General features: G+C 54.0%; 20 protein-coding genes and 1 pseudogene. 8 read left to right on the forward strand and 13 right to left on the reverse strand.

Features of this window, described 5'->3' with window-relative positions; translation table 11 throughout:
• Positions 1-7: 7 nt before the first annotated feature.
• Both AL479_RS21680 and AL479_RS21685 read right to left on the reverse strand, forming a co-directional pair.
• Entirely contained in the window at positions 8-280 is a 273-nt protein-coding gene (locus tag AL479_RS21680; protein ID WP_043000605.1) for a DUF333 domain-containing protein, read from the reverse strand.
• Between the two features lie 156 nt (positions 281-436).
• Positions 437-964, reverse strand: a complete 528-nt coding sequence (locus tag AL479_RS21685; protein ID WP_071887676.1) for a C40 family peptidase — start codon at positions 962-964, stop codon at positions 437-439.
• Positions 965-1,527: 563 nt separating this feature from the next.
• On the opposite strand from AL479_RS21685, the gene nifJ reads away from it, so the two are divergent.
• From nifJ to uspF, 4 genes are all read left to right on the forward strand, one after another.
• The gene (nifJ, locus tag AL479_RS21690) at positions 1,528-5,052 is read left to right on the forward strand and encodes a pyruvate:ferredoxin (flavodoxin) oxidoreductase (RefSeq protein ID WP_061077622.1); all 3,525 of its coding nucleotides are present in this window, start codon (positions 1,528-1,530) and stop codon (positions 5,050-5,052) included.
• A 366-nt stretch (positions 5,053-5,418) separates the two neighbouring features.
• Entirely contained in the window at positions 5,419-6,543 is a 1,125-nt protein-coding gene (ompC, locus tag AL479_RS21695; protein ID WP_061077623.1) for a porin OmpC, read from the forward strand.
• A gap of 157 nt (positions 6,544-6,700) precedes the next feature.
• Positions 6,701-6,913 carry a KTSC domain-containing protein gene (locus AL479_RS21700; protein ID WP_043000601.1) on the forward strand — a complete coding sequence of 71 codons (213 nt, stop codon included), beginning with the start codon at positions 6,701-6,703 and terminating at the stop codon, positions 6,911-6,913.
• An 81-nt stretch (positions 6,914-6,994) separates the two neighbouring features.
• Positions 6,995-7,429: a universal stress protein UspF gene (gene uspF, locus AL479_RS21705; protein WP_061077624.1), complete on the forward strand. Its 435-nt coding sequence runs from the start codon at positions 6,995-6,997 to the stop codon at positions 7,427-7,429.
• Positions 7,430-7,480: 51 nt separating this feature from the next.
• Here the strand turns inward: uspF and AL479_RS21710 are convergent, their stop codons facing one another.
• Positions 7,481-8,677: an MFS transporter gene (locus AL479_RS21710; protein WP_061078041.1), complete on the reverse strand. Its 1,197-nt coding sequence runs from the start codon at positions 8,675-8,677 to the stop codon at positions 7,481-7,483.
• Between the two features lie 219 nt (positions 8,678-8,896).
• Between AL479_RS21710 and AL479_RS21715 the strand changes: the two are divergent.
• Positions 8,897-9,043: pseudogene (locus AL479_RS21715) on the forward strand (site-specific integrase); the annotation flags it as partial.
• A gap of 65 nt (positions 9,044-9,108) precedes the next feature.
• A complete protein-coding gene (ttcA, locus tag AL479_RS21720; RefSeq protein ID WP_061077625.1) occupies positions 9,109-10,044 on the forward strand; it encodes a tRNA 2-thiocytidine(32) synthetase TtcA in 936 nt (311 codons plus the stop codon).
• Positions 10,045-10,087: 43 nt separating this feature from the next.
• Here ttcA and dbpA read toward each other — a convergent pair whose 3' ends face one another.
• From dbpA to AL479_RS21740, 4 genes are all read right to left on the reverse strand, one after another.
• On the reverse strand, positions 10,088-11,461 hold the full coding sequence (gene dbpA / locus AL479_RS21725) for an ATP-dependent RNA helicase DbpA (protein WP_061077626.1): 1,374 nt from the start codon (positions 11,459-11,461) through the stop codon (positions 10,088-10,090).
• A gap of 23 nt (positions 11,462-11,484) precedes the next feature.
• Positions 11,485-11,673 carry a hypothetical protein gene (locus tag AL479_RS24110; RefSeq protein WP_071887678.1) on the reverse strand — a complete coding sequence of 63 codons (189 nt, stop codon included), beginning with the start codon at positions 11,671-11,673 and terminating at the stop codon, positions 11,485-11,487.
• 276 nt (positions 11,674-11,949) lie between these two features.
• On the reverse strand, positions 11,950-12,933 hold the full coding sequence (gene zntB / locus AL479_RS21735; RefSeq protein ID WP_061077627.1) for a zinc transporter ZntB: 984 nt from the start codon (positions 12,931-12,933) through the stop codon (positions 11,950-11,952).
• A gap of 89 nt (positions 12,934-13,022) precedes the next feature.
• A complete protein-coding gene (locus tag AL479_RS21740; RefSeq protein ID WP_061077628.1) occupies positions 13,023-14,156 on the reverse strand; it encodes a methyl-accepting chemotaxis protein in 1,134 nt (377 codons plus the stop codon).
• 435 nt (positions 14,157-14,591) lie between these two features.
• Here AL479_RS21740 and AL479_RS21745 point away from each other — a divergent pair, with 435 nt between their 5' ends.
• Together AL479_RS21745 and AL479_RS21750 are read left to right on the forward strand one after the other, a co-directional pair.
• The gene (locus AL479_RS21745; protein WP_061077629.1) at positions 14,592-16,706 is read left to right on the forward strand and encodes a putative bifunctional diguanylate cyclase/phosphodiesterase; all 2,115 of its coding nucleotides are present in this window, start codon (positions 14,592-14,594) and stop codon (positions 16,704-16,706) included.
• A gap of 53 nt (positions 16,707-16,759) precedes the next feature.
• Complete coding sequence (locus AL479_RS21750; RefSeq protein WP_061077630.1) at positions 16,760-17,992, forward strand: sensor domain-containing diguanylate cyclase; 1,233 nt, start codon at positions 16,760-16,762, stop codon at positions 17,990-17,992.
• Positions 17,993-18,036: 44 nt separating this feature from the next.
• Here AL479_RS21750 and pcaC read toward each other — a convergent pair whose 3' ends face one another.
• From pcaC to AL479_RS21780, 6 genes are read right to left on the reverse strand one after another with little or no spacing between them, the layout of a single operon-like run.
• Positions 18,037-18,426: a 4-carboxymuconolactone decarboxylase gene (gene pcaC, locus AL479_RS21755; RefSeq protein WP_061077631.1), complete on the reverse strand. Its 390-nt coding sequence runs from the start codon at positions 18,424-18,426 to the stop codon at positions 18,037-18,039.
• A complete protein-coding gene (gene pcaD, locus AL479_RS21760; protein ID WP_061077632.1) occupies positions 18,416-19,180 on the reverse strand; it encodes a 3-oxoadipate enol-lactonase in 765 nt (254 codons plus the stop codon). The genes pcaC and pcaD overlap by 11 nt, the downstream gene beginning before the upstream one ends.
• Entirely contained in the window at positions 19,158-20,522 is a 1,365-nt protein-coding gene (locus AL479_RS21765) for a 3-carboxy-cis,cis-muconate cycloisomerase (protein ID WP_061077633.1), read from the reverse strand. The genes pcaD and AL479_RS21765 overlap by 23 nt, the downstream gene beginning before the upstream one ends.
• Before the next feature lie 9 nt (positions 20,523-20,531).
• The gene (gene pcaF, locus AL479_RS21770) at positions 20,532-21,734 is read right to left on the reverse strand and encodes a 3-oxoadipyl-CoA thiolase (RefSeq protein WP_061077634.1); all 1,203 of its coding nucleotides are present in this window, start codon (positions 21,732-21,734) and stop codon (positions 20,532-20,534) included.
• A 9-nt stretch (positions 21,735-21,743) separates the two neighbouring features.
• The gene (locus AL479_RS21775) at positions 21,744-22,400 is read right to left on the reverse strand and encodes a 3-oxoacid CoA-transferase subunit B (RefSeq protein ID WP_061077635.1); all 657 of its coding nucleotides are present in this window, start codon (positions 22,398-22,400) and stop codon (positions 21,744-21,746) included.
• A gap of 10 nt (positions 22,401-22,410) precedes the next feature.
• Entirely contained in the window at positions 22,411-23,100 is a 690-nt protein-coding gene (locus AL479_RS21780) for a 3-oxoacid CoA-transferase subunit A (protein ID WP_061077636.1), read from the reverse strand.
• Between the last annotated feature and the right edge of the window lie 163 nt (positions 23,101-23,263).

Consider the following 23,263-nt stretch of genomic DNA (forward strand, 5'->3'; position numbering starts at 1 on the left):
TGGGCGCTTAATAGCTACCACAGCTTCCCGCGGCGAGGGATTGTTCGCTGCAACGTTTGCCGTTGGGAAGCGCGCACATACCGATTGCCGATCCGTCTAACTGACGGGCAACGGAAAGTGAACCGCCTATCATGGCGCAATTGGCCTCACCGGAACTGGTCATCGATGCTTTTAAACCCGGTGCGACATGCGCTGCTGTCGCCTGCTGAACAGGTTCATTGTCACTGCTGCAAGCCGACAATAATAACGCGGCACATCCTACCCAAAACGCTGCGCGCATTTGACTCCCCTCATATTCTGTAAGCGTAAACAAGCCGCACTAATAATAGGCATCCGAATCCGTCGCGTCGAGAGTCAAAACGCGCAATTATGCGGCCCCGCCGCATTTTATTGCGCTTTTTCACCCGGATTTGGATCCCATGGCCCTGTTCTGTCGTTATGCGCTCACCCGGCGAGCGGTCAAATAGTGCGCCTGCCAGTACTGATTCGATAAATGTGACATTGTCACGCCTTGCGAGCTGGAGGCATGAATAAAGGCATCATTGCCGATATAGACGCCAACGTGATGCACGTTCGGCTCTGTCTTAAAGAACACCAGATCGCCGACTTTCAGCTCACGCTGACTGACTCTCTGCCCCATATGACTTTGCTCCTGCGCGGTACGCGGCAAGCGTCTATGGATAACCGAGGCAATAATTCTGCGCGTAAACGCCGAACAATCAATACCATTGCGGCTGTCACCTCCCCAGCGGTAATCGGTTCCTCTCCACACCGCAAATTCACTCATAATGCGACGCTTAAGTTGCGCTTTCTTATTCTGAACAGGCGCTTGTGAAAAGTGCCCTTCAGAATAAGAGAGTTGCGAAAAGGTATTGAATCCCCAGTCTTTGGCCTGGATTTTCACGAAGGCAAATGACGACGATGAGACGGAAATAAGTAAAGTAAGCAGTAATATTCGTAACATAACCTAATCAAAACAATTAAATATCTGAACACATCCATACTTTTGGCGCACGAAGAAGAGTTATCGATAACGATAAATAAAAGAGTCATTTTTGTTATAACGCGTATTCGCGATAAAAAAGATTATTAGCATTCAATAACGCAAAGGTTTACATCCCCTTCCCGTCCTGAACGGCGCTCAGTATAGACGCGGGCGGCCTGATACCGAACTTAAAAAGTCTTATTAAGAAATTCACATCATGAGATAATGGCCAGGATAATAAATTCATTAAGAAAATCCTCAAAGGAAATCTCAATCCATTTTTGGACAATGCGTTTTATATATCGACTCTCGCGCAAGCAATAACTAACTCATAACAAAAAAGCACAATTAAATATACAACCCGGTGTTACGTGCCGGGTAATGAAATTGTCGTTGTTTTTGCGAGCCTTGTGTCAATTTGTGCACTCGAAAGCGGCACAACTTCTAGGGAATACAGGAAAGTCCTATACTAAAGGAATAACTATCAGGACGCTAAGTGGTTTCCTGCGTCCCTCTTTTTTTGCGCAATGTAAGGGTGTCATATGCAAACAATTGACGGTAATGGTGCAGTCGCTTCGGTGGCGTTTCGTACCAGTGAAGTTATCGCCATCTACCCCATTACGCCCAGTTCAACGATGGCTGAACAGGCTGACGCCTGGGCAGGCAACGGGCTTAAAAACATCTGGGGAGATACGCCGCGCGTCGTCGAAATGCAGTCGGAAGGCGGTGCGATCGCGACCGTTCACGGTGCGCTGCAAACCGGCGCGCTTGCCACCTCCTTTACCTCTTCACAGGGGTTACTGCTGATGATCCCCACGCTGTACAAACTGGCGGGGCAATTAACCCCCTTTGTACTGCATGTCGCCGCCCGTACCGTGGCAACCCACGCGTTGTCCATTTTTGGCGATCATTCTGACGTCATGGCGGTCCGCCAGACCGGTTGCGCCATGCTGTGCGCCGCGAGCGTACAGGAAGCGCAGGATTTCGCACTGATCTCGCAAATCGCGACCCTGAAAAGCCGGGTTCCCTTTATTCACTTCTTTGATGGTTTCCGCACCTCGCATGAAATCAACAAAATCATCCCGCTGGCAGATGACACGATTCGCGGCCTGATGCCGCAGGCTGAAATTGACGCGCACCGCGCCCGGGCGCTCAACCCGGAGCACCCGGTGATCCGCGGCACTTCTGCGAATCCGGACACTTACTTCCAGTCCCGCGAGGCGACCAACCCGTGGTATGACGCGGTATACGATCATGTCGAGCAGGCGATGAATGATTTCGCTGCCGCAACCGGCCGTCACTATCAGCCGTTCGAATATTACGGTCATCCGCAGGCCGAACGGGTCATCATTCTGATGGGCTCTGCTATCGGCACCAGCGAAGAGGTGGTTGACGAACTGCTGACGCGCGGCGAGAAAGTCGGAGTGCTGAAAGTCCGCCTGTTCCGCCCCTTCTCGGCTAAACATCTGCTGCAGGCCTTGCCTGACTCTATCCGTGCGGTTGCCGTGCTCGATCGCACCAAAGAACCGGGTGCCCAGGCCGAACCGCTCTATCTCGACGTGATGACCGCGCTGGCGGAAGCTTTCAACAGCGGTGAACGTGAAACGTTGCCGCGCGTGATTGGCGGCCGCTATGGCCTCTCGTCAAAAGAGTTTGGCCCGGACTGCGTGCTCGCGGTCTTTAATGAACTCCGCCAGGCGAAACCGAAACCGCGCTTCACCGTCGGCATCTACGATGATGTCACCAACCTGTCGCTGCCGCTGCCTGATAACACCTTGCCGGCGACGGCGAAGCTGGAAGCGCTGTTTTACGGTCTCGGCAGTGACGGTAGCGTTTCGGCGACCAAGAACAACATCAAGATCATTGGTAATTCGACGCCGTGGTATGCCCAGGGCTACTTCGTGTATGACTCCAAGAAGGCAGGCGGTCTGACGGTGTCTCACCTGCGCGTGAGTGAACAGCCGATCCGCTCTGCTTACCTGATCTCACAGGCCGATTTTGTCGGCTGTCACCAGCTGCAGTTTATCGATAAGTACCAGATGGCTGAGCGACTGAAGCCTGGCGGTATTTTCCTGCTGAATACGCCGTATCCCGCGGATGAGGTCTGGTCGCGCTTGCCGCAGGAAGTACAGGCGGTACTGAACCAGAAGAAAGCGCGTTTTTACGTCATCAATGCGGCGAAAATCGCCCGTGAATGTGGACTGGCGGCGCGTATTAACACCGTCATGCAGATGGCGTTTTTTCATCTGACACAAATTCTGCCGGGCGATAGCGCGCTGGCTGAACTTCAGGGAGCAATCGCCAAAAGCTACAGCAGCAAAGGTCAGGACCTGGTGGAACGCAACTGGCAGGCACTGGCGCTGGCGCGCGAATCTGTTGCTGAAGTGCCGCTGCAGGCGGTTGATCCGCACAGCGCCAACCGTCCTCCGGTGGTGTCTGACGCCGCGCCTGACTTTGTGAAGACCGTGACCGCGGCGATGCTCGCGGGGCTCGGCGATGCCCTTCCTGTCTCTGCGCTGCCGCCCGACGGCACCTGGCCTATGGGTACTACGCGCTGGGAAAAACGCAACATCGCCGAAGAGATCCCCATCTGGAAAGAGGAACTTTGCACCCAGTGTAACCACTGCGTTGCGGCCTGCCCGCACTCGGCTATTCGTGCCAAAGTGGTTTCGCCTGAAGCAATGGAGAACGCTCCCGCCAGCCTGCATTCGCTGGATGTGAAATCACGCGATATGCGCGGACAGAAATACGTTCTGCAGGTCGCGCCGGAAGACTGCACCGGCTGTAATCTGTGCGTGGAAGTGTGCCCGGCGAAAGACCGTCAGAATCCGGAGATCAAGGCCATCAATATGATGTCGCGCCTTGAACACGTCGAAGAAGAGAAAGTGAATTATGACTTCTTCCTCGATCTGCCGGAAATTGACCGCAGTAAACTCGAGCGCATCGATATTCGTACCTCTCAGTTGATTACGCCGCTGTTTGAGTATTCCGGTGCCTGTTCCGGCTGTGGCGAAACGCCGTATATCAAGTTACTGACCCAACTCTATGGCGACAGAATGCTGATTGCCAACGCCACGGGGTGTTCGTCAATTTACGGTGGTAACCTGCCTTCCACACCGTACACGACCGATGCCAATGGGCGCGGCCCCGCGTGGGCAAACTCGCTGTTTGAGGATAACGCAGAGTTCGGTCTGGGCTTTCGTCTGACGGTCGATCAGCATCGCGTACGCGTGCTGCGTCTGCTCGAACAGTTTGCCGACCAGATCCCGGCTGAACTGAACGAGGCATTACATACAGACGCGACCCCTGACGTGCGTCGTGAGCAGGTTGCCGCGCTGCGTCAGCATCTGAAGGATGTCGATGGCGCACGTGAACTGCTCACCGACGCCGACGCGCTGGTTGAAAAATCCATCTGGCTGATTGGCGGCGATGGCTGGGCCTACGATATTGGCTTCGGCGGGCTGGATCATGTGATGAGCCTGACTGAAAACGTCAATATTCTGGTGCTGGATACGCAGTGCTACTCCAACACCGGCGGTCAGGCCTCAAAAGCCACGCCGCTTGGCGCGGTGACGAAATTTGGTGAGCACGGCAAGCGGAAGGCGCGTAAAGATCTGGGCGTCAGCATGATGATGTACGGTCATGTCTATGTCGCCCAGATTTCGCTCGGGGCGCAACTCAACCAGACCGTGAAGGCGATTCAGGAAGCGGAAGCGTACCCTGGTCCGTCGCTGATCATCGCCTACAGCCCGTGTGAAGAACACGGCTATGACCTCGCGCTGAGTCACGATCAGATGCGTCAGTTGACGGCGACCGGCTTCTGGCCACTCTACCGTTTTGACCCACGTCGTGCGGATGAAGGCAAATTGCCGTTGGCGCTGGATTCTCGCCCGCCGTCAGATGCGCTGGCAGAGACATTGCTCAACGAGCAACGTTTCCGTCGCCTGAATGCACAGCAACCGGAAGTGGCCGAGCAGTTATGGAAGGACGCCGCGGCCGATCTGCAAAAACGCTATGACTTCCTGGCGCAACTCGCCGGTAAAGCAGAGAAAACCAGTACCGACTGATCGATTGATAAATGTCGTTATCTGGATACCAAAAAAAAGCCCGAACAGCTGTTCGGGCTTGTCAAATTCGTTGTCGGTAAATCAGTACGCGTCGCATTGGACCAACAAAAAAGCAGTATGTGACAATAAAGGCATATAACGAACGAAGAATATCGCACTGGATTTATTTTGTATAATTTTTATTTTGTATGCTTTATAGAATTATATTCATGCCAATTATTATCATTTCTATGGAATTAATTCATTAAGGTTTTACTTAAGACGTAACAATTGATACTTATCTCTTTACGGAACTTCTCCTTTAGCATGTTTTTACTCCCCAAGAGAGGGAGTTACAGGCAAATAAAAAACTAAAGGATTATTTCGATGAAAAGAAAAGTACTGGCCCTTGTTATCCCTGCTCTGTTAGCGGCAGGCGCAGCACACGCCGCTGAAGTTTATAATAAAGACGGCAACAAATTAGATCTCTATGGCAAAGTTGATGGTCTGCATTATTTCTCTGATGATGCTAACAGTGATGGCGATCAAACTTATGTCCGTATGGGTTTTAAAGGTGAAACACAAATTAATGACCAACTGACCGGTTACGGCCAGTGGGAATATCAGGTTAACGCCAACACCACCGAAAGCGATCATGGCAACAGCTTCACTCGTCTTGCTTTTGCAGGTCTGAAATGGGGTGAATACGGTTCATTCGACTATGGTCGTAACTACGGCGTCATGTATGACGTGGAAGGCTGGACCGATATGCTGCCTGAATTCGGTGGTGACTCCTATACCCGCTCAGACAACTTTATGACTGGCCGTACCAACGGTGTCGCGACTTATCGCAATACGGATTTATTCGGTCTGGTTAATGGCCTGAACGTCGCCCTTCAGTATCAAGGGGCTAACGAAGATCAAATCACCAATGAACAGGAAGGTACCGGCAACGGCGGCGATCGTACTGTCCAGAACTCTAATGGCGACGGTTTTGGTCTCTCTTCGACCTATGACTTCGGGATGGGAATGAGTTTCGGCGCTGCCTACACCACCTCCGATCGTACCAACGAGCAAGTCAATGCCGGTGGCCGCGTTGCGGGTGGCGATAAGGCAGATGCCTGGACGGCGGGCCTGAAATATGACGCCAACAGCATTTATCTGGCTGCCATGTACTCTGAAACCCGTAACATGACCCCGTACGGTGATGACGGCGTAGCAAACAAAACCCAGAACGTTGAAGTGACGGCGCAATACCAGTTCGACTTCGGTCTGCGTCCGGCGGTGTCCTTCCTGATGTCAAAAGGTAAAGATCTGACCGGCCAGGGCAATGATGACAGTAAAGATCTGGTGAAATACGCGGATATTGGCGCGACTTACTACTTCAACAAAAACATGTCCACCTACGTTGATTATAAAATCAACCTGCTGGACAACGACGACAGCTTCTATTCTCGTAACAATATTAATACCGATGATGTCGTCGCACTCGGTATGGTCTATCAGTTCTAAGCCCCTTCTGCCCGCTGGCAACGGCGGGCATTTTTCATTTTCCTCGCCGTCATAACCCATTCGTTTTGCCTATAACAAAATGCGATATCACGAAGACTAAAATCCCCGTTGGTTAAATGATATATTCAGGGTATGACCTGCCGTTGAGGATGCCGCCATGAACCATCAGCCTGTAAAATCATCACGAATTGCATCCGTCGGCTATGACGAGAAATCCTCTACGCTGGAAATCCGTTTCTACCAGACGGGTGTTCTGCAATATCGCGGCGTTCCTGCGCATATATACCGGAATTTTCTTTCCGTGGTCTCAAAAGGCCGATTTTATGACGGGGTAATTAAGGGAAAGTACCCGGAAATCAAAAGCAAATAATGTTGAATTGTGATCTTTGTCATTGTACTGAATCGGTGATAAGACGTTACACTTTATATGGATACTCAAACAGGAGGTTTAATGAACAGAACAATTCTTGTACCCATCGATATTTCAGACTCAGAATTAACTCAACGTGTGATTAATCATGTCGAGGCCGAGGCGAAAATTGACGATGCACAGGTTCATTTCCTGACCGTCATCCCGTCTCTGCCTTACTATTCTGCACTGGGCCTGGCCTACTCTGCGGAGTTGCCTGCCATGGATGATCTGAAAGCCGAAGCGAAATCTCAACTGGAAGAGATTATCAAGAAGTTCACTATCCCGTCGGACAGAGTACAGATCCATGTCGTTGAAGGCTCGCCAAAAGACAAAATTCTGGAAATGGCGAAAAAATTAGCGGTGGATATGGTGATTATTGCTTCACACCGCCCGGACATTACCACGTATTTGCTGGGGTCAAACGCCGCAGCCGTGGTACGCCACGCCGAGTGTTCCGTACTGGTCGTACGCTGACATTTTCAGCCCGCAGATCGCTGCGGGCTTTTTGCATCACTCTTCAGAGGCTTATTTACGCGTGTTTTTCACATTCCACGCGTTGACGTTGCAAAGCAGCGCAATGCCAACCGGTATCAGTGAACCCCAGAGCACCGCATTCCAGCCGTAGTGATTCAGTAATGCTCCCGACGAGAATGAACCTACGATCATTACCCCAAATACGACAAAATCGTTCAGAGACTGTACCTGTGTTTTTTCCTCGGGCCGGTGGTAGTCAATGATTTTCGCCGATGCGCCAGTAAACCCAAAGTTCCAGCCCAGCCCCAGCAAAATCAGCGACAGCCAGTAATGGAAGATGTCGGTTCCGCTAAGACCGACCAGCACAGAGCCTGCGGTGATCAATAATCCGACCGATGCTATTCGCATGGCGCCAAAGCGCTGAATCAATCTGCCGGTGAAAAAGCCGGGGCCATACATTGCAATAACATGCCACTGGACACCGAGATTCGACGCCTGCTGTGAGATCCCGTGCATGTGCATGGATAGTGGAGCTGCGGTCATCAGAAAGTTCATGATCATGTACGTCACCGCGCCGCTGAATACCGTTCGGATAAACCCAGGCTGACGCACGATCTCGCGCAAAGGGCGCCCCCCTGATGTTGTCGCGACAGTCGATTCCGCTGGGGTCACACCGCTGAGTATCAGCGCCGATATCACGGCGACGAATGCCTGCGCAAGGAACGTCACCGCGAAGGTGTGAGGCGGCCAGAGGTTCATCGTACCGGAAACCAACGTTGGACCAATCACTCCGGCAATGACACCGCCTCCCATCACCAGTGACAACGCCCGCGCCCGGCGTTCGGCCGTGACGCCATCGGTTGCCGCAAAACGGAAACTCAGCGCGACCGCCGCGTATGCGCCGCCCATGAATGCCGCCGCGCAAAACAGCAAAAATGAACCAATAACCACGGCCAGAGCTGCGCTCAAGCCGGTAATAACCCCCGCCCCCGTGCCGACCATGAATGCGGCTTTACGACCGCGTTTTCGCGCCAGCGCGCCTAATGGCAAGATACAGGCCGCCATTCCCAGTACAAACATAGTGATGGGCAGTGTGGCCAGCGTGCTACTGGGCGCGATAGCATCCCCGACAATGGCCCCTGTGGCGTAGAAAACCACAGAGTTAGCGCCAGCGAGCGCCTGCGCGGCAGACAGGCGAAGAATATTATTATTTTGTGCGGCGACAGGCAGGGTATGTTCGGCAGCCATCTGATTAATCATCCCGATTCATGGTAAGCACAATGCGTATCCAGTTTATTCGGGATAATTGACGATAAAACCAATCATTATGCCCGGCATGACTCGCAATATACCCTACGATGCCATGACCCGGAATACGCGCAGGCTTCTGATCATCATCCTTAATGATGAGTAATGCAGACCGGATGCGTTACCTGATGCTCAGTGTGCATCCCTACGATTTGTCGCTCAGCGGTAAAACGTGCTGGCATTCGTCGCCGCAATCCGTACCATACACGGCACACTTTCGCATGCGGTTTTTGGCCCGCAGGCGCAAACCCGTCTTATATAGCTAATCAGATGGGGCACAAATATGCGCAGATAGTGTATGAAATCGATGCAGGCGAATTAAAACGCCTTTGCCTCACTGGTGCCCCATTTGAGCGTTGAGTAAAGATTACATGTCGCAAAATCAAGAAATGAATAAGAAAGAGCAGTACAACCTGAACAAATTGCAAAAACGTCTGCGTCGTAACGTGGGCGAAGCGATTGCCGATTTTAATATGATTGAAGATGGCGACCGCATCATGGTCTGCCTGTCCGGCGGCAAAGACAGCTACACGATGCTGGAAATTTTGCGCAATCTGCAACAAAGCGCCCCGATTAGCTTTTCGCTGGTTGCCGTTAACCTGGACCAGAAACAGCCCGGGTTCCCTGAGCACATTCTGCCTGAGTATCTTGAGCAACTGGGCGTTGAGTACAAAATTGTCGAAGAGAACACCTATGGGATCGTGAAAGATAAGATCCCGGAAGGCAAAACCACCTGCTCTCTCTGCTCACGCCTGCGTCGCGGTATTCTCTATCGCACGGCGACGGAGCTGGGCGCCACTAAAATTGCGCTGGGTCACCATCGCGACGACATTCTGCAAACCCTGTTCCTGAATATGTTCTACGGCGGAAAGATGAAAGGTATGCCGCCGAAGCTGATGAGCGATGATGGTAAACATATCGTGATCCGCCCGCTGGCCTATTGCCGCGAAAAGGACATCGAACGCTTTGCCGAAGCCAAAGGTTTCCCGATCATCCCTTGCAACCTGTGCGGTTCGCAACCGAACCTGCAACGTCAGGTGATTGCCGATATGCTGCGTGACTGGGATAAGCGTTATCCTGGCCGTATCGAGACGATGTTCAGCGCCATGCAGAACGTGGTGCCTTCACACCTGAGCGACATTAACCTGTTCGACTTCAAAGGTATTAAGCACGGTTCTGACATTGTTGACGGCGGCGATCTGGCGTTTGATCGTGAAGAGATCCCGCTCCAGCCTGCAGGCTGGCAACCGGAAGAAGACGACAATCAGCTTGATGAACTTCGCCTGAACGTTGTCGAAGTGAAGTAATAGCAATGGGCCGGATAGTTTTCATCTCCGGCCCAACACGGGTTTATTTCAGCAAACGAACCCGACAGGTTTTACCTTTAATCTTCCCGTTCTGCAGTTGTTTCCACGCCTTATGCGCGACCGACTGACGGACCGCCACATAGACATGTGCCGGATGCACGGCAATTTTGCCAATGTCCGCGCCATCCAGACCAATATCTCCGGTTAACGCCCCCAGCACATCGCCTGGACGCATTTTGGCTTTCTTGCCGCCGTCGATGCACAACGTCGCCATTTCAGCGACCAGCGGCGCTACGCTGCGTTGCGTTGGCGCAGGGACCCAGTTAAGGGTGATCTGCAGCATTTCAGAGAGAATATTCGCCCGCTGCGCCTCTTCCGGAGCACAAAAACTGATAGCCAGACCGCTGTTCCCGGCACGCGCGGTACGGCCAATCCGGTGAACGTGAACCTCCGGGTCCCACGCCAGTTCGAAATTCACCACCAGCTCCAGCGATTTAATATCGAGCCCGCGTGCCGCAACGTCAGTCGCCACCAACACCCGCGCGCTGCCGTTGGCAAAACGCACCAGCGTCTGATCGCGGTCACGCTGTTCCAGATCGCCATGAAGCGCCAGCGCACTTTGCCCGGCCTCATTGAGTGCATCGCACACCGCCTGACAATCCTTTTTGGTATTACAGAACACCACGCAGGAAGCTGGCTGATGCTGACTGAGCAGCGTTTGCAACAGCGGAATCTTACCGTGCGCAGAGGTTTCAAAGAATTGCTGTTCGATGGCGGGGAGCGCATCCACCGCATCAATTTCGATAGAGAGCGGATTACGCTGCACGCGACCGCTGATTGCCGCAATCGCTTCCGGCCAGGTGGCAGAAAACAGCAGCGTCTGACGCGACGCGGGCGCGAAACGGATCACCTCGTCGATTGCCTCACTGAACCCCATATCCAGCATCCGGTCAGCTTCGTCCATCACCAGAGTGGTCAGCGCGTCCAGCGAAACGGTGCCCTTTTGCAGGTGGTCGAGCAAACGACCGGGTGTGGCGACGATAATATGCGGCGCATGCTGAAGAGAATCGCGCTGCGCTCCGAAGGGTTGGCCACCGCAAAGCGTCAGGATTTTGGTATTCGGTAAGAAACGCGCCAGACGACGCAGTTCACCGGCCACCTGATCCGCCAGTTCTCGCGTCGGGCAAAGAACCAGCGACTGCGTCTGAAACAGGGCGACATCAATATGCTGTAACAAGCCGAGACCAAATGCTGCCGTCTTACCGCTGCCGGTTTTCGCCTGCACCCGAACATCCTGCCCGGCAAGGATCGCTGGCAGCGCCGCCGCCTGGACGGGGGTCATGGACAGATACCCCAACTCGTTCAGATTCTCGAGCTGGGCGGCGGGTAACACATTCAGGGTAGCAAAAGCAGTCACAATTTAATCTCACGGTAAACGACTCACAGTCGGCAGGCGCGTATCCTCGCAGATCTGCGCGTGCGATGCGACATTTTAATCGGCTCTTCATCCGGCGGCGGATCCGGCATCGGCTGCGGACGAGGAATCGGGTCAGGGATGGGAATGGGTTCAGTTGGCACAGAATCAGAGAAATGAATCGTCCGATCGTGCAGAGTTAACAATTGATACATAGTTGCCTCCGGTCTGTCGTGGACTCCCTTCTTAGGGTAGTCGCTGAAAACAGGCAGACAAAAAAAAGCCGACTTATTTAAGTCGGCGTCGTACGAATCAATTGTGCTATGCAGTAATTCAAAAAAGGAAGTAAGACAATATGGAGCGCAACGCCCATCGCTTGACGTTGCATTCACCTGCAAGAGTGATATTGCCCCGAACAGGCGTGCTATTTATTGACTTCGCTCAATCTTAACACCGTTTTTAGGCAGAGAAATCTCTTAAAACACCCGTTTTTACAACCATTTACTACGATGCAACCATAAAGTAACACCACCAATCAGAACCACTAACAGAATACAAAAGAGTGAAAAGCCAAATTGCCATCCTCCTCCGGGTATGCCGCCGAGATTGACGCCGAACAGTCCGGTCAGAAACGTGCTGGGGAGGAAAACCATCGCCATCAATGACATGGTATAGGTACGTCTTGCCAGTGACTCCTGCATCACCTGGGCAATTTCATCCGCCATCACGCCGGTGCGGGCGATACAGGCATCAATTTCATCCAGCCCTCTTCCCAGCCGGTCGGCAATGTCCTGCATCCGGCGTCGCTGATCGTCCGTCATCCACGCCAGACGCTCGCTGGCCAGTCGCGAATAGACATCGCGCTGCGGCGCCATATAGCGGCGCATCACAATCAGTTGTTTTCGCAATAGCGCGAGGAAGCCGCGCGGCGGGATTTGCTGATCGAGCAGATTGTCTTCGAGGTCGATGATTTTATCGTGCAACTGTTCGATAAATTCGCTGGCGTGATCGGTCAGCGCATCGCATACGTCAACCAGCCAGCCGCCGCAGTCAGCAGGCCCGGTGCCTTCCTGGAGATCGCTGACGACATCGTCAAGCGCCAGCACCTTCCGCTGACGCGTGGAGACAATCAGCCGTTCATCCATATACAGACGCATCGCCACCAGTTGGTCCGGGCGCTCATCAGTGCTGCCATTGATACAGCGCAGCGTAATAAGCGTCCCTTCGCCCAGGCGGCTGACGCGTGGACGAAGGCTTTCTCCCGCCAGCGCATCCCTGACATTATTCGGCAGCAGCGGCGTTGTCGCCAGCCATTGCGCGCTGTCCGGATGCGTGTAGTTCAGATGCAGCCAGCACGGATGTTCACGGCTGATCACATCATCATCTTCCAGCGGTTTCACGCCGCCTTTGCCGTCCAGCAACCAGGCAAACACCGCATCCGGCACACTAACTTGAGACCCTTTAATGGCTTCCATTTTGCTTCCCATACTTCGCGCTTTTCTGGTTAGTCTAGCCGTCGACGTATGTTAAGCAACCACTCATTCTCCCAATGTGCTGCCAGGGCTCATGAAAAGCCACGGGCGTAGCGCTTGTGTGCTGAGGTAGAAATCTCTTCTGTCGAATCACTTAAACGGAACTGATGTGTTTTCGACTGGAGATCGACAACCTGCGATTTCAGCACATCCGACGATCCGGATAATTCATCCACCATCAACGCGTTACTTTGGGTAACTTTTTCCAGTTCGTTCATTGCCTGGGTTATCTGATTTATTCCTTTTTCCTGCTCAGCCGTGGTGGTTGATATTTCCTGCATCAACTGACTTAACTGCCCTGCGCCCTGAACGATTTCCTGCATATTCTTTTCTGTTTCGCCTACGACCGTTGCGCCTTGTTGTACATTTTGATGCGTGACGTCGATAAGTCCCCGAATATTTTTTGCGGCTTCGGCACTTCTGTGCGCCAGATTTCGCACCTCCGTCGCCACAACGGAAAATCCTTTTCCTTGCTCACCGGCGCGCGCCGCTTCGACTGCAGCATTCAGGGCCAGAATATTGGTCTGGAACGCAATATCATCAATCAGGGTAATTATTTCTGTCATTTGCTGTGTACACGTCGTGATCGAATGCATGTTGCTGGCAACCTGAACCATTAATTCGCTGCCTTTGTACGCGCATTGCATCGCGCTATTGGCCTGCTGATTAGCGAGTCGCGTGTGGTCAGCGTTGTTACGCGTGCTGGCCGCCATCTGTTCCATGCTGGCAGCCGTCTGGATTAAAGAGGCAGACTGTTGTTCCGTTTTTACGGATAATTCAGCGCTACGGGCGGCCAGTTGCTCTGACAACAACAGCGCCGTTTTCGAGGAAAGTCGGATCTCGCGCACCAGCGTCGCGATACTGCCGGATAAACTGTTGATACCCGGAATCAGTCTCCCGGCGCAGTTATTACCAAATTCAGGAATATGAACGGCGAGATTTCCCGCTGTCACCTGTTCAATACTTTTCTTTACCGTATTGATGGGCGTGACAAGATATATTGTCATGTAGCACCATAATGCGAATAACGCCAACAAAAAAAGTACGTTCATTGAAATAATAACCGACAGCCTGACCGAGTACATTATTTGTACAATGTTAATCAGACTAAAGGTAAATAGCAGAAATACGATAATAAATGTTCTGACGCTAATGTGTTTTAACATTTTAAACCTGTTAGTGGTTAATATGGCAGGTCATATTTATATAGCATCAGAAAAGCATATATTCTTCACGTTCAGCTCGCTATTCGAACTTCACGCAGAGATCCATCGAATTTACTTTAAAGAAGGATAATGCCAATTAAGTTTGCCTTATGCTTACCGTTAATCATGAGGTGAGACCGCTTTCCCCTGCACGCCCAAGCGATTCCACTGCTTAACAGTTAAGCGATACAACACTCTCTTTGATAAACGTTTAATCTGACTTAAATGATTAGATTTCATAACGTTTGAGTACGCACAGTCACGCTCTTGCCGCTTTTCGCCTTTGAACGCTAATGAGGTGGGCAAAAATTTCGGTATTTGTCCTTTCATTTCTCATGCGAATGGATGAATCCCTGCTAAATTTAACTGCACGACAGACATTCGATGGAAAGCCAGATGTTGCACGTATCATGGGATCCGGTTTTAATCGGCATCTCGTTTCTTGTTGCGTTCATAGCTGCATTTGTCTCCCTCGATAGCGCGGGTAAAGTGGCTATTTCTGTGCGGCGAGAATCGACATTCTGGCGCTTATCGGGTGGTATTACGCTCGGTATGGGGATCTGGTCAATGCACTTCATCGGAATGTTGGCGATGAAAATGAGCATGCCCCTTAACTATCATCTTCCGCTGACCGCCCTCTCCTTTGCGATCGCCCTGATTGCGGCGTCGCTGGCGATTCACATTGCCATTTCCGGTATTCCACTTTCACGAATCAGACTACTTGCCGCCACCACGGTTCTGAGCATAGGAATGGTGGCCATGCATTATATCGGGATGGCAGCGATCGTTGGGCACGGCGCTATCGTCTGGAATCAGGGGCTGGTTGCTCTGTCCGTTATTATTGCCGTTGCGGCCTCCGGTCTCGGCCTGCGGCTGGCTTTTACGCCGCGCCAGACTACACGTCAGGCCTTGCTTAACCGATTGGCCGCGTCGTTGATTGTCGCCCTGGCGATCTCCGCCATGCATTACACCGGCATGAGCGCCGCCACATTCAGTCATCACAACCACGAACTCCACACGGGCTTAAGCCAGGTCGAACTCGCCGTTTGCGTCGCAGGTATTACGCTGGTCACGCTGGGTATGATGCTAATCATCGCGATGCTGGACTCGCACATGCGGACGTCGCAGTTGGCGGAAACGCTCTCTCAACTCAACAAACAACTGACGCAGCAACGTCATTTTGATGCGCTAACAGGACTGCCAAACCGCGCGCAAATCGATACCTGCTTACTCAACTGTATGGAAGATTCGGCGCTCCAGCAGCGGCGATTTGCCGTTGCCTTTATCGATCTTGACCGCTTTAAAATCGTCAATGATACCTGGGGGCACCATATAGGCGACCAGTTATTGATAGCCAGTAGCCAACGCATCCTCGCCTGCCTTGATGACACCATGACGCTAGCCCGCTTAGGCGGCGATGAATTTATTCTGTTGATGCCAGAGAACAATACCGAAGCCATCTCCTCGCGAATGGACCGTATTGCCAACGCCCTGCGAATGCCTTTCTCCCTTTCAGGTCATATTATTCGTGTTTCGCTCAGCGCCGGACTCAGCTTCTATCCCGAACATGGCACCACCACCCATGAGTTACGCGTGAAGGCGGATGTCGCGATGTATCATGTGAAACAACAGGGTCGGGATGGCTGGGCCATCTACCAGCCGGAAATGGAAGCCACTGTGACCACTGCGCCAGCCTTCTTACAGGGCCTGTCCCAGGCACTGGCGCGTAATGAATTCGAGTTGTGGTATCAGCCCAAATACACCGCCAGCGATCACACGCTGACCGGCTTCGAGGCGCTACTGCGCTGGCGGCATCCGGAACACGGGTTACTGCTGCCTGGCGCGTTTCTTGCCACGCTTGAAGATACGGGCCTCATGCTTTCGGTCGGGAAATGGGTGATTCAGCAGGCCTGCTCACAGCTCTGTCAGTGGACCCAGCAAGGGCATACCGACTGGTCGCTCGCGGTTAACCTTTCTCCCACACAGTTTGAACAGCATGATATTGTTGATATCGTCTGTAGCGCGCTTGCCCGCTATCAGATCCCGCCGTCACGGTTAACGCTGGAAATAACCGAAAGTGCCGCGCTGAAAAATCTCGGGCGGAGCATCGAGATCCTTAATGCTTTCTCGACTGCCGGGATCACGGTTTCTATTGATGATTTCGGAACCGGATATTCAAACATGCTAATGTTGAAATCCCTCCCGGCCCGGGAACTGAAGATCGATCGTATCTTTATTAAAGATATCAATGAGAACAACAAGAGCAGCAAAATTGTCTCGACGATTATTGATATTGCCCACTCTATGAATTTACGCGTCGTCGCGGAAGGGATCGAAACGCCAGAACAAGAGCGACTTCTGACGCAGATGGGCTGTGGCGTACTGCAAGGCTTTTTATATGCGCAACCCATACCAGCGCAGCAAATACCAACACTATTACAAAGGGATAGCCTCATTAAACAGCTGAACGTTGTTTCCTGTTTACCGCAACAACGTTCTATCACACTATAAAAAACGATATTCGCATGGTTGCACAATAATTAATAAAAATAACAGGATTACTGATGATTGCACACAACCTGAATGCACTGGATTTATTAACACTGCCGGTCTGGATCGTCTCCCCCTGTACCGAAGAATTAGTTTTTGCCAATCGTATCGCCAGAGAGGTGATGCAGGGGTACACCTTCAGCCAACTGCGTAAAGGGGTGTATTCCACCCATGCGCAGAATACATTGCCGAACTATATTACCGATCTTCGTCGCCAGCGGGATATTGTCGAGATTCTGACGGTGCCTCGTGAGAATCATCAGGCTGCACTCACCTGTCGGTTGTCGATTAACGATCTGCCAGGAACCGGTGAAGTGATTCTGTTTGAAGGCATTGATATCCCGGCGGTACAGGGGTTGAAAGCCAGCCGGTCCGCCACTTATCAGCGTAAAAAGCAGGGATTCTATGCCCGATTTTTTCTCACTAACTCCGCCCCTATGCTGCTGATCGATCCGTCAAGAGATGGCCTGATTGTCGACGCCAACCTGGCGGCACTCAATTTCTACGGCTACAGCCTGGAAGCGATGTGCCAAAAGCACACCTGGGAAATCAATATGTTGGGTCGCCAGGTTCTGCCCGTTATGCATGAGATCGCGCGACTGCCGGGCGGGCATAAGCCGTTAAATTTTGTCCATAAAATTGCCGATGGCACCACCCGTCATGTGCAAACCTATGCCGGGCCGATTGAAATCTACGGCGACAGACTGATGTTGTGCATCATTCACGATATTACCGAACAGAAACGTCTCGAACAGGAACTGGAGCGCGCCGCCCTGCATGACGCTCTGACCGGATTACTCAATCGCCGCCAGTTCTATCAACTGACCGAACAGGGGCAGATGCAGCATCTCACCCTGGCCCAGGATTACAGTCTGCTGCTCATTGATACCGATCGGTTTAAAAGCATTAATGACCTGTATGGTCATCTGAAAGGCGATGAAGTTCTCTGCGAGCTGGCTCGAAACCTGGAGTCCTGTGCACGCAAAGGGGATTTAGTGTTTCGCTGGGGCGGCGAGGAGTTTGTCCTGTTGTTACCGCGCACTCCGCTGGAGACCGCGTTGCAGTTAGCCGAATCCATACGCGCATCGGTAGCGAAAATCGGCCTTCCCGGCCTGCCGCGCTTTACCGTGAGTATTGGCGTCGCCCACCGCGAACCGAACGAAAGTATCGATGAACTGTTTAAACGGGTGGATGCCGCGCTCTACCGGGCCAAAAACGATGGCAGAAACCGGGTACTGGCCGCCTGAGAAACGATGCCCCGACGGCGCGTACCGTCGTCGGGGAACCTGATTTACTTCCCGTCGGCGTCGCGCTGGTCGAACACTTGCTGCGCCAGATGCAACGTCGCATTGGCGGCGGGCAGACCGCAATAAAGTGCCGAATGCATGATCAGCTCTTTCAACTCCTCACGCGTCACGCCGTTGTTGAACGCGGCATTGAGATGCATTTTTAGCTCCGCCTCGCGGTTCAGCGCAATCAGCATCGCAATGGTTATCATACTGCGCGTATGCCGATCCAGTCCGGGGCGACTCCAGATATCGCCCCAGGCATAACGGGTAATAAACTGCTGAAAGTCTTCATTCAGCGGCGTCAGGTTTTGCACCGTCCTGTCAACATGCGCATCGCCCAGAACCGCCCTGCGTACGGCCATTCCCTGCTGATAGCGTTCTTCATCCTGCATGTTGTCCTCCCAGAAACGATAACAACGCCGCGTTCACCGCACCCGGCGCTTCAATAGTGGATAAATGGGACGCCTTCACCACGGTCAGTACAGAACCGACAATACGCTGGTGCATAAACTGAGCGTCGGCCACGGTGGTGACGGGATCATTTTCACCGGCAATCAACAGCGTCGGTCGTGTAATCCCGGCAATCTGCTCACGCAAATCGGCCGTTGCCAGCGCTTCACAGCAGGCGGCGTACCCTTCGGCTGACGACGCAGCGAGTGCCTCACACAATGCGGCGACCGTTTGCGGTGCCGACTGACGAAAAGCAGGGCTGAACCAGCGTTCCGGAGCGCTGACGGCAATATCGCGCAGTCCATTCTGACGAACGCTTTGCGCGCGGGCGCGCCAGCCCGCCTCGTCGCCTATACGCGCGGCGCTGTTTATCACCGTTACGCTCAGCAGTCGCTGCGGCTGATGACAGGCCAGCCACAGTCCGGTGAGTCCCCCCATCGAGATCCCGCAAAAATGCGCTGCCGGGATATCCAGGTGGTCGAGCAACGCAATCACATCCTGCCCCAGCCGGGCGAGATCGGTTGGCCCCGCATTGTTCGTCGCGCCATGCCCGTGGGTGTCATAGCGCAGCACCCGATATTGCGCGCTCAGCACCGCAAGCTGTGGCGCCCACATCGCCAGCGTCGTGCCCAGAGAGTTGGATAGCACCACCACCGGCGCGTCGTCCGGGCCATCAATCTGGTAATTCAGTTCCATGCTGTTGTTCCTCATAACGTGCAAGCACGCGTTGCACAAATTGCGCCGCGCAGCCCGTTGCCGTGCCTGGGTCCAGTAACGCCGCCAGTTGTGATTCATTAAGATGGGCCATCACCTGCGGCTCCTTAACGAGTACCGAATGCAGGGAATGACCGCTTGCCACCGCGCGATGGCACAGCCCTTCAATCAGATGATGGGCATCCTGTTTGCCGATAAATGCCGCCAAAGCCAGAGTGACCGATTCCGCCATCATCAGGCCGTGAGTGATATCCAGGTTGTCACGCATCTTTTGCGGGAAGACCTGCATATTCAGGACGAGCTGTTGGGTTTCCTCGATGGCATGCCCGACCAGCATGACGATCTCCGGCAGGACTTCCCATTCTGCCTGCCAGCCGCCGAGCGCGCGTTCATGCTGCTGTAACTGACTGCTGTAGAGTGTGGCCATCAGTCCTGGCGTTTTCTGCATGGCAGTGAGGATCGCCGCGCAGCTCACCGGATTTCGCTTGTGCGGCATCGCCGACGATCCGCCCCGACCCGCGACGACGGGTTCGCTCACTTCCGCCACTTCGGTCTGCATCAACAGCGCGAAGTCCTGAGCAAACTTGCCGAGAGTACCGCCAACACCGGCGTACCATGCCCCCACTTCCAGCAGCCGATCGCGCTGGGTATGCCAGGGCGTATCCGGCAGCGTCAGCGCCAGTTCCTGCGCGAGTCGCTCTGCCACCGGTAGAGCGTTCTGCCCGAGTGACGCCAGCGTTCCCGCCGCGCCGCCAAACTGCAGCACCAGTACACGCGACAGCAGAGGTTGCAGGCGTTCCTGCCAGCGCAGCAGCGCATCAAGCGTACCGGCCAGTTTCAGTCCCCAGGTCACCGGCAGCGCCTGCTGCATCCAGGTGCGACCCGGCATGACGGTATGCTGATAGCGATGCGCCTGCTGAGCAAAGGCCGCAGTCAATTGCTCCAGCGCACGTTGCGTGTGATTGAGCGCCGCTCGCAGTTGCAGGACCAGCCCGGTATCGATCACATCCTGGCTGGTTGCCCCCCAGTGTACGTAACGTGCGGCGTCAGGATCCTCGCTCTTCACCCGCGCGGTTAAGTGTTTCACCAGCGGAATGGCCAGATTGCCCGCCGCCCGCGCCGATTCCGCCAGCGCCTGCCGATCAAACTCCTGCGCGCGACAGGCCTGGGTGATAGGCCCGACAGCCGTTGCCGGTATCACGCCGCAGGCAGCCTGCGCGCGGGCAAGCGCGGCCTCAAAATCGAGCATCCTCTGAAGAAGCGATATGTCTGAAAATTCTGCCGTGAGCGCCGTTCCGCGCATCAACGGGGTTAGCAAGGTCATTCCTGCTCCTTACACGCGTTCAATAATCAATGCGATCCCCTGACCGACGCCAATGCACATGGTACAGAGCGCATAGCGTCCGCCGGTACGCTGTAGCTGGTAAGCGGCGGTCATCGCCAGACGCCCGCCCGATGCCCCCAACGGGTGACCGAGGGCGATCGCACCGCCGTTAGGATTCACCTGCGCGGCATCATCGGGTAACCCCAAATCACGCATCACCGCCAGCGCCTGCGCGGCAAACGCTTCGTTAAGCTCGATAACATCCATCTGACCAAGCGTTAAACCCGTCTGCGCCAGTACTTTGCGAACCGCTGGCGCCGGGCCAAACCCCATAATTCGCGGGGCGACGCCAGCCGTTGCCACGCCGACAATCCGCGCCAGCGGTTGTAGACTTTGCTGCGCCATCGCCTGCTCGCTGGCGATGAGCAGCGCACAGGCACCGTCGTTAACGCCAGACGCATTGCCCGCCGACACCGTACCGTCAGGACGGACGACGCCTTTCAGCCTGGCGAGCGCCTCCAGCGATGTCGCACGCGGATGTTCATCTTCGCCAAAAATCAGCGGCTCGCCTCTTTTTTGTGACACTGTCACTGAAATTAACTCTTGCGCGAACAGCCCCTGTTCCTGAGCGGCAGCGGTGCGCAACTGGCTGCGCAGCGCAAACGCATCCTGATCGGCGCGCGTTATGCCAAACTCCTGCGCCACGTTTTCTGCCGTTTCCGGCATAGAATCCACACCATAGCGTGCTTTCATTTGCGCGTTGATAAAGCGCCAGCCAATCGTGGTGTCTTCGATTTTCATGTTGCGGCTGAAGGCATTTTCCGCTTTGCCCATCACAAACGGCGCACGTGACATGCTCTCCACGCCACCGGCGATCATCAGTTGTGTTTCGCCGCTTTTAATCGCTCTCGCGGCAATACCAATGGCATCGAGGCTGGAACCACACAGCCGGTTTACCGTACTGCCCGGAACGCTTTCCGGCAACCCGGCCAGCAGCAGCGCCATTCGCGCCACGTTGCGGTTATCTTCTCCCGCCTGATTCGCACAGCCGTAAATCACGTCATCGATCAACGCGGGATCGAGGCCAGGGTTGCGTTCAAGCAGCGCCTTCAGTGGAATAGCGGCCAGATCGTCAGCCCTGACGTTCGCCAGCGTTCCGCCGAATCGACCAAACGGCGTGCGCACTGCATCACAGATAAATGCCTGATTCATCATAGTTCCTTATGCGCTTTGCGCCAGCGGTTCACAGCTCAGAGTCACCGGCGTCAGACGTTGCAGCTCCTCAAAAGACAGACCGTTGAAAATTTCCCGGACAACCGGGCCCGAATCGGTAATGTCGATCACCGCCAGGTCGGTATAGATGCGACTGACGCAGCCCATGCCGGTTAAGGGATAAGTACAGTGTTCAACCAGTTTGCATTCGCCGTCGCGGGTCAGATGGTCCATCATTACAAATACCTGACGCGCGCCGATCGCCAGATCCATCGCGCCGCCCACGGCGGGAATGGCGTCCGGCGCGCCGGTGCTCCAGTTAGCGAGATCCCCGGAGGCCGAGACCTGATACGCCCCCAACACGCAGATATCCAGATGCCCGCCGCGCATCATGGCGAAGGAGTCGCCGTGGTGGAAATAGCAACCGCCCTGCAACAGCGTGACGTACTCTTTCCCGGCATTAATCAGCTCCGGATCTTCTTCCCCTTCCGCCGGTTTTGGCCCCATCCCGAGCAGGCCATTTTCACTGTGCAGGAAAATCTCTTTTTCCGCTGGCAGGTAGTTCGCAATACGGGTTGGCAAACCGATCCCCAGATTGACATATGCCCCTTCCGGGATATCCTGCGCCACGCGTTTGGCCATGTCGTCACGGGATAATGTCTTCATCGTTGACTCCTTAGGCGCGCAGCGCTGCATGGGTGAGGTTTTCCAGAGAAAACACGCGCTGGACAAAAATCCCCGGCGTGATGACGTGCTCGGGATCAAGTTCGCCGAGAGGGACAATCTGATTCACCTCCACCACCGTGGTTTGCGCGGCGGTTGCCATGATCGGGCCAAAATTACGCGCCGCTTTGCGGTACACCAGATTTCCCCAGCGATCGGCCTGATGTGCCTTTATCAGGGCAAAATCAGCGCTAATCGGGTATTCGAGCACATAGTTTTTCCCTTCGATGTGGCGGGTTTCTTTGCCTTCAGCCAGCGGCGTACCGAAGCCTGTTGGCGTATAGATAGCCCCCAGGCCAGCCCCGGCCGCCTGAATGCGCGCCGCCAGATTCCCCTGGGGTACCAGCTCCAGTTCAACCTCGCCACGGCGATACAGGGCATCGAAAATCTGTGAATCCACCTGACGCGGAAAAGAGCAGATCATTTTGCGTACGCGTCTGGCCTTCAACAGCGCGGCCAGACCGACTTCACCGTTGCCCGCATTGTTATTGATGATGGTAAGGTCGCGAGCGCCCTGCGCGATGAGCGCATCGATCAATGTGGTGGGTTGTCCGGCAGTACCAAAACCACCAATCATGATGGTGGCGCCGTCCGGGATCCCGGCGATGGCCTCCTCCAGCGAAGGCACACTTTTATCAATCATCAGCTCGCTCCTTGTGGTGCGGATTTCGCACATTTTTGCGTTGTTCGCACAAAATGTGACCCACTTAACGAAGTCAGGCAAGGGCGATAATCGAAATATGGTGCGATAATCGAACATCGTTTATGTTTGTACGAAGAATGTGATCCGTGGCGAACAACGAGAG

Origin of the sequence: Citrobacter amalonaticus (assembly GCF_001559075.2) — a bacterium.
GTDB classification, from domain to species: Bacteria; Pseudomonadota; Gammaproteobacteria; order Enterobacterales; family Enterobacteriaceae; genus Citrobacter_A; species Citrobacter_A amalonaticus_F.

Bases quoted from the DNA above. Each gene is read 5' to 3' on its own strand.
- AL479_RS21680 (WP_043000605.1), bottom strand. From the start codon at position 280: ATGCGCGCAGCGTTTTGGGTAGGATGTGCCGCGTTATTATTGTCGGCT.
- AL479_RS21685 (WP_071887676.1), bottom strand. From the start codon at position 964: ATGTTACGAATATTACTGCTTACTTTACTTATTTCCGTCTCATCGTCG.
- nifJ (WP_061077622.1), top strand. From the start codon at position 1,528: ATGCAAACAATTGACGGTAATGGTGCAGTCGCTTCGGTGGCGTTTCGT.
- ompC (WP_061077623.1), top strand. From the start codon at position 5,419: ATGAAAAGAAAAGTACTGGCCCTTGTTATCCCTGCTCTGTTAGCGGCA.
- AL479_RS21700 (WP_043000601.1), top strand. From the start codon at position 6,701: ATGAACCATCAGCCTGTAAAATCATCACGAATTGCATCCGTCGGCTAT.
- uspF (WP_061077624.1), top strand. From the start codon at position 6,995: ATGAACAGAACAATTCTTGTACCCATCGATATTTCAGACTCAGAATTA.
- AL479_RS21710 (WP_061078041.1), bottom strand. From the start codon at position 8,677: ATGGCTGCCGAACATACCCTGCCTGTCGCCGCACAAAATAATAATATT.
- ttcA (WP_061077625.1), top strand. From the start codon at position 9,109: ATGTCGCAAAATCAAGAAATGAATAAGAAAGAGCAGTACAACCTGAAC.
- AL479_RS24110 (WP_071887678.1), bottom strand. From the start codon at position 11,673: ATGTATCAATTGTTAACTCTGCACGATCGGACGATTCATTTCTCTGAT.
- zntB (WP_061077627.1), bottom strand. From the start codon at position 12,933: ATGGAAGCCATTAAAGGGTCTCAAGTTAGTGTGCCGGATGCGGTGTTT.
- AL479_RS21740 (WP_061077628.1), bottom strand. From the start codon at position 14,156: ATGTTAAAACACATTAGCGTCAGAACATTTATTATCGTATTTCTGCTA.
- AL479_RS21745 (WP_061077629.1), top strand. From the start codon at position 14,592: ATGTTGCACGTATCATGGGATCCGGTTTTAATCGGCATCTCGTTTCTT.
- AL479_RS21750 (WP_061077630.1), top strand. From the start codon at position 16,760: ATGATTGCACACAACCTGAATGCACTGGATTTATTAACACTGCCGGTC.
- pcaC (WP_061077631.1), bottom strand. From the start codon at position 18,426: ATGCAGGATGAAGAACGCTATCAGCAGGGAATGGCCGTACGCAGGGCG.
- pcaD (WP_061077632.1), bottom strand. From the start codon at position 19,180: ATGGAACTGAATTACCAGATTGATGGCCCGGACGACGCGCCGGTGGTG.
- AL479_RS21765 (WP_061077633.1), bottom strand. From the start codon at position 20,522: ATGACCTTGCTAACCCCGTTGATGCGCGGAACGGCGCTCACGGCAGAA.
- pcaF (WP_061077634.1), bottom strand. From the start codon at position 21,734: ATGAATCAGGCATTTATCTGTGATGCAGTGCGCACGCCGTTTGGTCGA.
- AL479_RS21775 (WP_061077635.1), bottom strand. From the start codon at position 22,400: ATGAAGACATTATCCCGTGACGACATGGCCAAACGCGTGGCGCAGGAT.
- AL479_RS21780 (WP_061077636.1), bottom strand. From the start codon at position 23,100: ATGATTGATAAAAGTGTGCCTTCGCTGGAGGAGGCCATCGCCGGGATC.